Here is a 12,328-nt window from a genome sequence, read left to right on the forward strand (position 1 = left end):
CATGTTTAAAACGACTGATTAAATGACAGTTTGCAAGAAAAGGGATTCGCCATTTACACAAAATTATTGACGGTCCCTAGGGAACCTTTGCTGTTTAGATTTTTCAATTAATTTATTTGAATTTTACATATAATTAATTATACATAAATATATGTAGTTTTCTCCTCTTGTAGAAGGTCCAATATGGAGAGATTGTTCTTCATAAGAAGTGGCAAATATGATGCCGCTACGATTATTTTTGCTGTAAACAACGAAAATGGGAAAAGGACCTTCAGAAAAAACATCTTTTTTGAAAAGCATCGATCCTGACAAATATAGATTTCAACACCCTGGCTAGAAAATATAAATAATACACGCCTTTAAAAGCGGGAAAAGATTCAATCCATTTAGTATAAGAACACATTCAGATACAAGATGATTTTCCTATTAAAACTACGCTGTTCGTTAACTTGCCTACCAAACACATTTTATAAATAACAAAAGTGTACCTAATCAAAAGTATACTTTTGATTAGGTACACAAACGCTCGCTAACTTGATGTCTTTTCTCTTGTTCAAGCATTGATTTAATATTTTTAACAGGCAGACTCCTTAATGAAAAAGGTCGCTGTCCCTATTGCGACCAATTGATTTTGATCATTAAAGATCTCAGATGTTCCCACAACTAAGGTTGTTCCTCTATGCGATAACGATGACTTTGCTAATAGAAATGCTCCATTTGCCGGCTTTATGTAATTAATTTTCAGTTCAACTGTTGAAGACCGCTGATTCTCATATAATGTTGATCGAACAGCACTCCCGATAGAAATATCTATAAGAGAAGCTAGTACTCCTCCGTGAACATTTCCTGAAAAGTTGAATAGGTCTGGAAACAAATCAATTCTAACTTCTGCAGCTCCATCTGACACATTAATTTCTTTTACCTTTAGAAGGTTACGGAAAGGGTTATTTTGGTATTCTTTTACCATAGAGTATTTTCTCCTTACTTTAGTTTCTAAAAGCGATCAAAAAGAGCAGGTATTAGTCTGCTCTTTTAATTATAACGGTTTCATAAAAATGTTAACACCTGACTATTCCATTGAAATGGGCAAGCGCAGCACGAAGCCTGGATACGCGGTGCTCAATCAGCCGGCTGCCTATTCCATCACCTATCAAGTGATGGATCTGCTTTATCAGCAGGTTTCAGTGGCCAATAAAGTCTGCGTGCTCGAATTCACACTTATTTGTGCTTCGAAAGGCAATCTACACATATAATTATGCAGTCACTCCAGGAATGGAATGGCCCAGCCCACTCACCTCCGCGTGATTTGTAGTTGACTGTTATCCCTATGGCTATAGATTAATAAAAAATAACGCTCAAGGCACAAAACTTATTTCATTTCGTTTTGTGCCTTGAGCGGAGCGAAAGGAATGGCCATAATTATGAAATCAAGCAAGCTACTCACTTCTTTTAAGAAAGCGATTTCAAACATTCAGGACGGCTCCACATTAATTGTCGGCGGCTTCGGATTATGCGGGATTCCCGAGTGCTCCATTCAGGCTTTAAAGAAACAAGGCACAAAGAATTTAACCGTTGTCAGCAACAATTGCGGTGTAGATGACTGGGGGCTGGGTCTTCTTTTGGCAAACAGGCAGATTAAAAAAATGGTTTCCTCTTATGTAGGCGAAAATAAAATTTTTGAACAGCAGTATTTAAGCGGGGAACTGGAAGTAGAGCTGACACCACAGGGAACACTTGCGGAGCGGATGAGGGCAGGCGGAGCTGGCATTCCAGGGTTTTATACAGCCACAGGCATCGGAACACCGGTCGCCGAAGGCAAAGAAACGAAGGAATTTGACGGAAAAACTTGTCTGCTGGAACGAGGTATTGTCGGGGACTTTGCGCTTGTCAAAGCCTGGAAAGCAGATACGCTGGGCAACCTTATTTATCGAAAAACGTCCCGCAATTTCAATCCCCTGGCTGCGATGGCTGGGAAAATTACCATCGCTGAAGTAGAGGAAATTGTGGAGGCCGGTGAGCTGGACCCTGATGAAATTCATACGCCAGGCATTTACGTCCAGCGCCTCCTCCTCGGCACCGGCTACGAAAAACGGATTGAGCGGCGGACAGTTGTCCACTTATAACTGGAGAAAAGGAGTGAATAAACATGAAAGATACACGTTCAACAATTGTGAAAAGAGCCGTACAGGAGATTAAAGATGGCATGAACGTCAATCTGGGCATTGGCATGCCGACCCTGGTTGCCAACGAGATACCGGGCAATATTAACGTACTGCTGCAGTCAGAAAACGGATTGCTTGGCATTGGCCCTTACCCGCTCGCGGGCCAGGAAGACGCGGATTTGATTAACGCAGGAAAAGAAACCATTACAACTGTCCCAGGCTCCTCTTTTTTTGACAGTGCGGAATCCTTTGCCATGATCCGAGGAGGTCATATTGACCTTGCCATTCTCGGCGGAATGGAAGTGTCCCAAAATGGGGATCTGGCCAACTGGATGATTCCAGGCAAAATGGTGAAAGGAATGGGAGGTGCCATGGATCTTGTCAACGGCGCAAAACGGGTCGTTGTAGTCATGGAGCATATGAATAAGCATGGTGAATCAAAAATTAAAAAAGAATGCTCCCTTCCTCTTACCGGCCAAAAAGTGGTACACCGCCTGATTACCGATCTTGCCGTTTTTGATTTTACACTCGAAGGCATGGTTCTTATGGAAACAGCCAGCGGCATTACAGTAGAAGAGGTGAAAGAGAAAACAGAGGCTTCCTTTACCGTTTCCCCTTCTCATTCAGAGGTGCAATAAGATGACAAAAACAGTGATCATTGACGGTGCGCGGACACCTATAGGTAAATTCTGCGGTCTGCTTTTGGCAAAGACGGCACGATTACCGAAGGAAATGCCCTTGGTGTTAACGACGGAGCTGCTGTACTTGTTTTAATGAGCAACACACGTGCTGAAAAAGAAGGCAAAAAGGTTCTGGTTATGATCATTGCCCAAATGAAAGCAGCCGAACGGCTGCTTTCAACTTTTCTCACTAGATGTATTCTACTTTTAATCAGGTTTATTTTATATAATGAAGAAGAAACAAAACAACATTGATTTAACGCAAGTGAACGACATTTAATAAATGTTATTTTAAAAATAATTTTTATATAAATAATACATAGGTCAAACCGGATACACCGGATGCTTTCGTTCAGAAAAGATAACATACTTTGATGAATATGCCTCAAACCGAGTTACTAACTCTTCGCGTAACGAATTAGCCGGAACAACCCCATCGATAACCATTTCAGAGGCTAGTCTATAAATATCAATATCCTGCTTATATTCCTCCCGTTTTTGTTCAATAAAAGAGGTCCGTTCATTTTCCGGTAACTCGGCAATTTTATTGGCATATACAGCATTTACCGCAGCCTCTGGTCCCATAACCGCAATTTGAGCTGTAGGCAGAGCAAGACAACAATCCGGTTCAAACGCAGGTCCGCACATGGCATAGAGTCCTGCTCCGTATGCTTTACGGACGATAACTGATATTTTAGGTACAGTCGCTTCTGACATAGCCGAAATCATTTTTGCACCATGGCGAATGATACCTGCACGTTCTACCTTGGTACCGATCATAAAACCAGGTACATCAACGAGAAACAGAAGTGGAATATGAAATGCATCGCAAAGGGTGATAAATTTAGCTGCCTTATCCGCTGTATCATGAAATAGTACTCCACCCTTAACTCGCGGCTGATTGGCTATGATACCGACCGGCTTTCCATCCATTCGGGCTAAACCTGTAATAAGTTCACTGGCAAAGAGCTTCTTGATTTCGAAAAATGACCCTTCGTCAATTACTCCATTGATAAGATCATACATGTTAAATGGAGTGTTCTGGTTGGATGGGATGAGCTCTTCTAACGTTTTCTCGAAATGCTTAGGTGCTAAAGCTTCCTGAGCAGGCGGTTTTTCAGAAAAATTAGCAGGAAAATAAGAGAGATAATCTCGAGCCATCGCAATAGCTTCTTCTTCAGTTTTAGCTAGCACATCTCCGCATCCTGAAACTGAACAATGCATGCGGGCACCGCCCATCTCTTCTAACGTGACTTTTTCTCCAATAACCATTTCTGCCATCCTCGGGGATCCGAGATACATGGAGGCATTTCCGTCCACCATGATAACAATGTCACAAAATGCAGGGATGTAAGCTCCACCTGCAGCTGACGGACCAAACAAGATGCAGATTTGCGGTATTTTACCTGAAAGTTTAACTTGATTATAAAAAATTCGGCCAGCTCCGCGGCGCCCAGGAAACATCTCTACTTGATCCGTAATACGCGCCCCTGCAGAATCTACAAGATAGATGAGCGGTACATTCAATTTTTCAGCCGTTTCTTGAATCCTTATAATTTTTTCTACGGTCCGCGCTCCCCAAGAGCCCGCTTTTATAGTCGAATCATTAGCCATCACACAGACAATCTGTCCATTGATCTTCCCCATCGCTGTCACTACACCATCAGCAGGTAGATCTTTTGCTAAGCAGTTTGCAAATAAGGCATCCTCCACCTTCAGCCCCTGATCAAACAATAGCTTTAAGCGGTCACGAACAAACAGCTTGCCCCGTTCCTGATTTTTCTGATGGTATTTAAGTGCTCCACCTTTTTGAATCTGTTCCATTCTTTCCTGTAATGTTTGCTGCATCGGTTTCCCATCAGATGACATTGTTTTTCCTCCTTTTTTGAACTTCCATATTATTTTCCAATAAATACAGGAGGTCTTTTTTCCTTGAAAGCTTGTATGCCTTCTAACCGATCTTTTGTAGGAATGGTTAATTCATAAGCATTTTGTTCAATCGAAAGCCCGGTACTCAAATCTACATTCATTCCCTTATCTATGGAGAACTTCGCCTGAGCAATAGCAATGGGAGCATTCAGAACGATTTGATTGGCTATACTTAATGCTTTATCCAGAAGTGAGTCTGCCGGTGTTACATACTCGATTAACCCAATCTCTTGTGCTTCTCTGGCATCAACCCGTCTAGCAGTGAAAATGAGCTCTTTGGCTCGCCCTTTTCCAACCAATCGCGGCAAACGTTGTGTTCCGCCTGCACCTGGAATAATTCCAAGCGAGGTCTCTGTAAGGCCGAACTTTGCTGTTTCTGAAGCAATCCGGATGTCACAAGCCAGTGCCAATTCCATTCCTCCTCCCAAAGCGACTCCGTTCAGGACTGCGATGACTGGTTGTGGCAAAGCTTCTAACTCATTAATGCTTTCACGAATTAGAGAAACAGTTTTACGTACCTGACTTAGATCCATTCCGGCCCGTTCTTTTAAATCTGCTCCTGCGCAAAAGATTTTCTCCCCGGCTCCAGTGATTAGTACACAGCGCACTGATGAATCAAATTTACATGCAGCAATTGCTTCTCGAAGTTCGCTCAACATTTGTATCGATAATGCGTTAGCAGCTTCTGGACGGTTTAAAGTAATGAGGGTAATTCCATTTGCTACTGTTGAAACCACTACCGCTTTATCCATCTTCTTTCTCCCTCCTATACGAAGATTGATTAACCCGTGGCCTATTTATTTATGCCGCAGGCTTGCAGACTTCGGCTAGGTAAAGGCCTTCCTATCTTATCCTGAATAAAACGCGAGGCGGAAAGTAGCTTTTTCTGATCCACTCCTGTGTAAATCCCCATACCGTTCAGCATATAAAGAAAATCATCTGTAGATACATTGCCAGATGCCCCAGGTGCGTATGGACATCCTCCCAGTCCACCAAGGGAGGCATCGAATGAGGTTATTCCCATATCTAACGATACTAGGATGTTAGCTAAAGCTGTACCACGAGTGTCATGGAAGTGTAGAGCAAATTTATCTGAAGGAAAACGCTTTAACAAGACCTCTAACACTTCTTGTACTTGCTTCGGATTTGCTGTACCGATGGTATCACCAAGTGACAACTCTCCAATTCCCATCTCAAACAACGTTTCTGAAACCCTAATGACCTTCTCTATATGAACGATGCCCTCATAAGGGCATCCAAATACTGTGGAAATATATCCTCGAGTAGACTTTCCTACTGAGAGTGATTGTTGTACCACTTCTCTTAAAATAGGAAATGTATCCTCAATGGATTTGTTAATATTTTTTTGATTATGTGTTTCACTGGCTGACATAAATACAGCTACCTCATCAATGTTGGATTCCAGCGCCCGTTCCAACCCTTTACGATTCGGAACAAGAGCTGTATAAACTACATCCGGCATTCGCGTAATACCTTTTGCCACCTCCACAGCATCAGACAGGGCAGGGATCCACTTTGGATTAACAAAGGAAGTAATCTCAATATATTTCAATCCAGTGGAAGACAATTGATTGATCCAAGCAATTTTATCCTCCGTCGAAACAAAAACCTTCTCATTTTGTAACCCATCCCGCGGTCCTACCTCTTTTATCGTTACACTTGCTGGCCAATTCATCGCTATCCCTCACTTCATCCCATCCAAAATCTTTTTGTGGAATTTTATTCAAATTCAACTAGCACGTCTCCTTCATTAACAAAATCTCCTTCATTGACTTTTATTTCTTTGACAGTCCCATCAAATTCGGCTCCAATTGGAATCTCCATCTTCATTGATTCTAAGATAACCACATCCTGCCCTTCTTTTACCCGATCCCCATTTTTCACAAGAATCTTCCATACAGTCCCTGCCATGTTTGCTAACAATTTATTCACGTTTATTACCCCCTATTCCCCGCGGTTCATTGCGGTTTCTTGGTTTCCTTATAAATACTTTGTCACAAAGCTGGTTGTCGTATCTCCTGCACGGAATGCCGGGTGCGCGGCAACTTTTTGTAACATTGAAATATTTGTTTTAATCCCCTCAACTTGATAATGGGCTAGCGCTTCCTGCAAACAGTCAATCGCCTCGTCGCGATTCTTGCCTCTTACCACAAGCTTTGCAATCATCGGGTCATAAAAAGGCGTAACGACCGATTGACCATGTACAGCTAATTCATGCCGAACCCCCGGACCTTCAGGTAAGGATAATTTCGTGATGGTTCCTGGAGATGGAAAAAACGTTTTAGGATCCTCTGCATAGATTCTTACCTCAATCGCATGTCCCTCACGTTTAACATCATCCTGTGCAAAACCTAGTGAATCTCCCGCTGCAATCCGAAGCTGCTCAGCAACCAAATCCAATCCAGTAATTTCCTCTGTGACCGGATGCTCCACCTGCAGACGGGTATTCATTTCAAGAAAGTAGAAGTTCTTATTTTCATCAACTAAAAACTCAATCGTCCCAGCATTCCGGTACTTGATTGATTGGGCCGCTTTTACTGCTGCTTCTCCCATTTTGCTGCGAGTAACTTCATCTAGAAACGATGATGGTGCTTCCTCGACTACTTTCTGATTGCGGCGCTGTATCGAACATTCACGTTCCCATAAGTAAACGGTATCCCCAAATCCATCAGCCAGGATTTGGATTTCAATATGCCTTGGATTTTCTATATATTTCTCTATATACATTGCACCATCACCAAAAAAATCTGTCGCTCGTTTTTGGTTTCCAGCAAATGCTTTGTGAATCTCATCTGCATTGCCAACAATTTGCATCCCAATACCGCCTCCACCGGCTGAGGCTTTAAGCATAACCGGGTACCCCATATGATCGGCTACCCGCACCGCTTCTTCCGCATCTGCTAATGGATAGGCTATTCCCGGAACGATTGGAACACCCGCTTCTTCCATTACTTTCCTCGCTTCAATTTTGCTGCCCATCCGGGAAATCACTTCAGGGGAAGGGCCGATAAATACAAGCCCCTCTTCCTCACAACGGCGGGAAAATTCCGTATTTTCTGAAAGAAGACCATATCCGGGATGAATAGCCTCTGCTTTAGAAAATCGGGCAATTTCTAAAATTTTATCGATGTTCAAATAGCTTTCTGCTACCCTTGGTCCTCCAAGCAAGTAAGCCTCATCTGCCATTTTCACATGTGGTGCCTCCATATCGGCTTCCGAGTAAACTCCAACCGTAGCAACACCTAACGACTTACATGTTCGCATAACCCGAGCTGCGATTTCTCCACGATTAGCAATCAAAACCTTTTTAAACATACTTTACCTCCCTTTACTGTATGTCTCTAATTAAAATTTCACGTTGCAAGTTTAGAATCCGACCTGCATCTCCCGAAGTTTAAACTCATGAATTTTATCGGATGCAGTCATTGGGAACTCAGAACAAAACTCGATGTAACGTGAAATTTTGAAATGAAATATTTTCCCCTCCGCGTATGATCATATCTTTTAAACGACCCGTGATTTTACAGTATCCATTCTTATCCCTGACCGCCAAGTCTCCTGTATGTAGCCATCTATCCTAGTCGATTGCATCCTTCTTTGCTTCTGGGTTTTTATAATAGCCTTTCATTACATGATAACCACAAGTACATAGCTCGCCTTGAACCCCAAATGGCACCTCTTTATTAGTGGAAAGATTGACGATTTGCACCTCTACATTCGGCAAGGCACGACCGACGGTGAGTACCCTTAATTCAATCGGATCATTCGTTCGAGTTTGTATAATACCAGGGGAGGATTCAGTTTGACCGTAAACAATAGTAATTCCCCGATTCCTCCATCTGTCTGTAACCGCTCTCATAATTTCGGTCGGACAAGGAGAACCGGCCCTGATCCCTGTTTGTGAAGATGATAAATCAAATTCATTGAAGCCGGGATGATTTAATTCAGCGATAAACATGGTGGGCACTCCGTGTAAGCGGTGTAGTTCTCATTTTGCACAGCTTTCAGAACAGACAATGCATCAAATTCTTGAACCGGAACCATGGTTGCTCCTACACATACGCAAGTCATTGTTCCAAGTACACCACTGAAACAGTGGAAGAAAAGTACCGGTATACACATGCGGTCCTGATGAGTCAAATTTATGCAGGTGCTATATTCATTGCATTGTTGACCAAGTTTATATGTGTGAGCATGACACCTTTAGGAAATCCCGTTGCACCTATGGCCAGATGATCACCCTTTTTTAATTCCTAACTTCATATATCCATTGGCCACTTTCCTGCAAAAGTGATCGAACTGCTTATAGGTATAACGAAGGTTTCGGTCAGGATAAACAACTGCTTCATGTTCAGGACGCTCAATCGCCACCTGCTCCAGCAACTTTCCTAGCGTGACTTGCATTGCCTCACCCATTCAGGAGATTCGCCTCTTTAATATTGATATTTAATAATGTTCTTTCTTAACAACCCACTTCACGTGCTATAACCATTCGTTGTATTTCAGAGGTTCCTTCTCCAATCTCTAAAAGTTTGGCGTCACGGAAGAACCGCTCAACTTGATACTCTTTCATATAGCCATATCCGCCATGGATCTGTACGGCTTGATCACAAACTCTCATGCATATTTCCGAAGCATATAATTTAGCCATGGCAGCTTCCTTTTTAAATGATCTTCCTTGATCTTTTAACCACGCAGCTTTGTAAACCATGTTGCGTGCTAATTCAATATTCATAGCCATATCAGCAAGCTTAAATTGAATAGCTTGGAATGCGGATAAGCTTTTGCCAAATTGTTTTCTTTCTTTCGCATATTGAAGTGACTTTTCATAAGCTCCCTGAGCAATTCCAACAGCCATCGCCCCAATGCCAATTCTCCCGCCATCAAGAGTGGCCAAAAATTGTTTAAAACCATTTCCTTCTACACCAAGGATATTTTCTTTAGGAACGCTTACATTTTCTAAAACTAACTCTGTTGTATTTGAAGCGTGAAGACCCATCTTTTCATAATTGTTAATGACAGTAAAGCCAGTTGTATCAGTAGGCACAATAAACGCACTAATTCCATTCGTTCCTTTTGATCGATCAGTGACAGCAGTAATTGCGAGGTTTTGGGCATAGCTTGCATTGGTTATAAAACATTTAGAACCAGAAAGCATCCATTGATCCCCATCAAGCGTTGCAGTCGTTTGTGTGCCTCCTGCGTCAGAACCAGCATTTGGTTCAGTCAAGCCAAAAGCCCCTAGGTATTCCCCTGTACATAGTGGAGTTAAATATTGCTCCTTTTGCTCATGCGTACCAAATAAATGAATAGGTGCTCCTCCTAAAGAAATATGTGCAGAGTAGGTAATACCTGTAGATCCACATACACGGCTTAACTCTTCTACAACAATGGCAAAGCTGATTGTATCTGCCTCAGCGCCCCCATATTGTTCAGGAAAAGGAAGACCCATCATACCTAGTCCCGCTAATTGCTCGAATATCTTCTTTGGAAATTCACCTGTACGGTCCCTCTCATCTGCTCCGGGAGCAACTTCAGCTACTGCAAAATCACGAATCAACTTACGTATCATAGCTTGTTCTTTCGTTAAATCAAAATCCATTTATCTTCAGCCCTTTCTTTTTTCGCTTTTCTGAAACATTTAAGTAATTATCCTGTATTAGAAAAATAATATTAATTCAATCGGATAATTTAGTTAATGAATGTTATTATTCCAATTTATTCAATAAAATACTAAAATTAAATAGATTTCTAATTTTTCCAAACATTCTAATGAATTAGATAATACAGCACCATGTTCATCCTCCTGAAAATTGAGAGAAAAAATTGTGGAATCGTATCAAAATGAAAATCACTTGTAAAACGAAAAGAGAATTAGTATGAGTGATGATAAGTAAGAATCGGCAATCGGTGTAAGAAAAAAAGGTAGAAGAACAGGGAGAGTAAAGACCTTAGCGCCTAACCCCTACTAAACCAAAGATTTTGAAGGGGAATGCGGCGCTAATTTTTTGTTCAATTATGATTAAAACGATTCTGCCGTAGATGCTGCGGATGGAGGGTCTTTATAGCTATACGATAAAAAACCAGAACTGTTTGATCGCTAAATCAGCTCAAGACCTGTTCTATCCTCAGATTTTTAGACAAATTAGACTAAAACCCGATGAATCAACGACTGGTAAGACTTTCGCCATAAGAAAATGCCTCACTTTTCCTGACAAAGGAGAAATAAAAAAAGCACTGACAACTTTATCCACAAATAATTATGATTTATTAAGAAACTCTATTCCAAAAAATTTTCATTCCACATCTGTAATTCAGTTTCCTATTATGTTAAAATATTACTTTATTGGAATTACCGCTTCAGATTCTTTTCAATTATCTTTACACTTTAAACAAGAAGATATCCATCTTTTAGAGGCGATTTGTCATCAAGCTGCAGTAGCTTTGGAGAAGTCGAGTCTTTACCGAGAAAAAGAGAAAACCGTGCGCAAGCTTTCCCATTCTATTGCTATACACAGGAGTTTAGCAAATCTTGTTTTACAGGGGGAAGGGCTCCAATCAATCATTACGTATATACATCAAACAATTGGTCAACACACCCTGCTATTTGATAAATTAGGTGAACTAATTGCTTCAGCTTATGATTCATCTTTCTCTAATGAGACTCTTAATTTTATTAAACAACAGGCCAAACTTATCATTGAATCACTTGAAGCGTGTACGGTATGTTCCGGAATATGAGGCACTCAGCGTTGAATCGGAGGAGGAATTGCTGTCGGTTTCACTTTCGGTAGATATTAAGGACTGGCTGCGGAAAAAAGGAGAACTATCAGGCAAGAGTATGCAGGATATTGCGGCAGAGATCCTTGAAGAAGTGTATCAGCGAGAAAGAAATTATAACGGGAATATTAAATAGGAACTTAAAACTGATGGAGGAACCACATGACTAAAATTGGGGGATATACTCGCAGTTGCTGCGGTATATCTCACGAAGAACTTCCTACAAGCTATGGGAACCCAGCTCCCGTCTATTACTATGATGCTGAACCTGAAGAGCGAGAGGATAGGTTTGAACTAGATGATGACTTATGTATTCTAGATAATGAGCACTCCTTTATTCGTGGTTGTCTTGAAATTCCGGTAATAGGCACCGACGAACATCTAATAGGGGGTGCATGGGTCTCACTAAGCAAGACTAACTTCAACACGGTAGAAAACTTTTGGGATGAGCAAGAATCACTAGAACCAATGATTGGCTGGTTTTCAACTGCTCTGCCTTGTTATCCCGACACCGTAAACTTAAAAGCAAGAATTCATTTTAGATCAGATGGTAAACGATTTACATATGAGTTTGAAATAAAGCTGCTCCTCAATTTGATAAAATCCTTTCTTATTCCAGCAAAGGAACTTTTTATTTCCCATAACATCAAAGCATATATCTCCGGTGTAGAAATATCTTCTTGGAGCGTCTACACTTATCTGGACAGAAAAATTAAGGTCACGTACACTTGACCTAAAACAGATGAGGAGCTCTAA

The 12,328-nt window shown here is 41.4% G+C and carries 15 protein-coding genes and 1 pseudogene; 7 read left to right on the forward strand and 9 right to left on the reverse strand.

Annotation, left to right across the window (positions count from 1 at the left end; translation table 11 throughout):
- Positions 1-574 precede the first annotated feature (574 nt).
- Positions 575-967, reverse strand: coding sequence for a PaaI family thioesterase (locus tag RG959_RS23155; protein ID WP_342799162.1), 393 nt, complete (start codon positions 965-967; stop codon positions 575-577).
- Between the two features lie 88 nt (positions 968-1,055).
- On the opposite strand from RG959_RS23155, the gene RG959_RS23160 reads away from it, so the two are divergent.
- From RG959_RS23160 to RG959_RS25675, 4 genes are all read left to right on the forward strand, one after another.
- Complete coding sequence (locus tag RG959_RS23160) at positions 1,056-1,253, forward strand: hypothetical protein (RefSeq protein ID WP_342799163.1); 198 nt, start codon at positions 1,056-1,058, stop codon at positions 1,251-1,253.
- Between the two features lie 156 nt (positions 1,254-1,409).
- Positions 1,410-2,123, forward strand: a complete 714-nt coding sequence (locus RG959_RS23165) for a CoA transferase subunit A (protein ID WP_483298921.1) — start codon at positions 1,410-1,412, stop codon at positions 2,121-2,123.
- Positions 2,124-2,146: 23 nt separating this feature from the next.
- Entirely contained in the window at positions 2,147-2,800 is a 654-nt protein-coding gene (locus tag RG959_RS23170) for a 3-oxoacid CoA-transferase subunit B (protein ID WP_342799164.1), read from the forward strand.
- Between the two features lie 81 nt (positions 2,801-2,881).
- Positions 2,882-3,097 (forward strand): hypothetical protein, encoded by a 216-nt coding sequence (locus RG959_RS25675; protein WP_483298922.1) that lies wholly within the window; start codon positions 2,882-2,884, stop codon positions 3,095-3,097.
- Between the two features lie 69 nt (positions 3,098-3,166).
- On the opposite strand, the gene RG959_RS23180 is transcribed toward RG959_RS25675, so the two are convergent.
- The 8 genes and pseudogenes from RG959_RS23180 to RG959_RS23210 all read right to left on the reverse strand — a co-directional run bounded on the left by RG959_RS23180 (position 3,167) and on the right by RG959_RS23210 (position 10,394).
- Entirely contained in the window at positions 3,167-4,711 is a 1,545-nt protein-coding gene (locus RG959_RS23180; protein ID WP_342799165.1) for an acyl-CoA carboxylase subunit beta, read from the reverse strand.
- A 29-nt stretch (positions 4,712-4,740) separates the two neighbouring features.
- Positions 4,741-5,523, reverse strand: a complete 783-nt coding sequence (locus tag RG959_RS23185; protein ID WP_342799166.1) for an enoyl-CoA hydratase — start codon at positions 5,521-5,523, stop codon at positions 4,741-4,743.
- A 41-nt stretch (positions 5,524-5,564) separates the two neighbouring features.
- Positions 5,565-6,467 (reverse strand): hydroxymethylglutaryl-CoA lyase, encoded by a 903-nt coding sequence (locus tag RG959_RS23190; protein WP_342799167.1) that lies wholly within the window; start codon positions 6,465-6,467, stop codon positions 5,565-5,567.
- 44 nt (positions 6,468-6,511) lie between these two features.
- Positions 6,512-6,724: an acetyl-CoA carboxylase biotin carboxyl carrier protein subunit gene (locus RG959_RS23195; protein ID WP_342799168.1), complete on the reverse strand. Its 213-nt coding sequence runs from the start codon at positions 6,722-6,724 to the stop codon at positions 6,512-6,514.
- A 48-nt stretch (positions 6,725-6,772) separates the two neighbouring features.
- Positions 6,773-8,107: an acetyl-CoA carboxylase biotin carboxylase subunit gene (locus RG959_RS23200; protein ID WP_342799169.1), complete on the reverse strand. Its 1,335-nt coding sequence runs from the start codon at positions 8,105-8,107 to the stop codon at positions 6,773-6,775.
- 262 nt (positions 8,108-8,369) lie between these two features.
- Positions 8,370-8,914 (reverse strand): annotated as a pseudogene (locus tag RG959_RS25255) (AMP-binding protein).
- Between the two features lie 114 nt (positions 8,915-9,028).
- Positions 9,029-9,208 (reverse strand): hypothetical protein, encoded by a 180-nt coding sequence (locus tag RG959_RS25260; RefSeq protein ID WP_369335199.1) that lies wholly within the window; start codon positions 9,206-9,208, stop codon positions 9,029-9,031.
- A gap of 46 nt (positions 9,209-9,254) precedes the next feature.
- Positions 9,255-10,394: an acyl-CoA dehydrogenase gene (locus RG959_RS23210; RefSeq protein ID WP_342799170.1), complete on the reverse strand. Its 1,140-nt coding sequence runs from the start codon at positions 10,392-10,394 to the stop codon at positions 9,255-9,257.
- Between the two features lie 491 nt (positions 10,395-10,885).
- Between RG959_RS23210 and RG959_RS23215 the strand changes: the two genes are divergently transcribed.
- Genes RG959_RS23215 through RG959_RS23225 form a run of 3 tightly spaced genes read left to right on the forward strand, consistent with a single transcriptional unit; the run spans position 10,886 to position 12,304 of the window.
- The gene (locus RG959_RS23215) at positions 10,886-11,533 is read left to right on the forward strand and encodes a GAF domain-containing protein (protein ID WP_342799171.1); all 648 of its coding nucleotides are present in this window, start codon (positions 10,886-10,888) and stop codon (positions 11,531-11,533) included.
- Between the two features lie 28 nt (positions 11,534-11,561).
- On the forward strand, positions 11,562-11,708 hold the full coding sequence (locus RG959_RS23220; RefSeq protein WP_342799172.1) for a hypothetical protein: 147 nt from the start codon (positions 11,562-11,564) through the stop codon (positions 11,706-11,708).
- Between the two features lie 26 nt (positions 11,709-11,734).
- On the forward strand, positions 11,735-12,304 hold the full coding sequence (locus RG959_RS23225) for a DUF2199 domain-containing protein (protein WP_342799173.1): 570 nt from the start codon (positions 11,735-11,737) through the stop codon (positions 12,302-12,304).
- Positions 12,305-12,328: the final 24 nt, after the last annotated feature.

It is taken from the genome of Domibacillus sp. 8LH, assembly GCF_038806185.1.
GTDB lineage: Bacteria > Bacillota > Bacilli > Bacillales > Domibacillaceae > Domibacillus > Domibacillus indicus_A.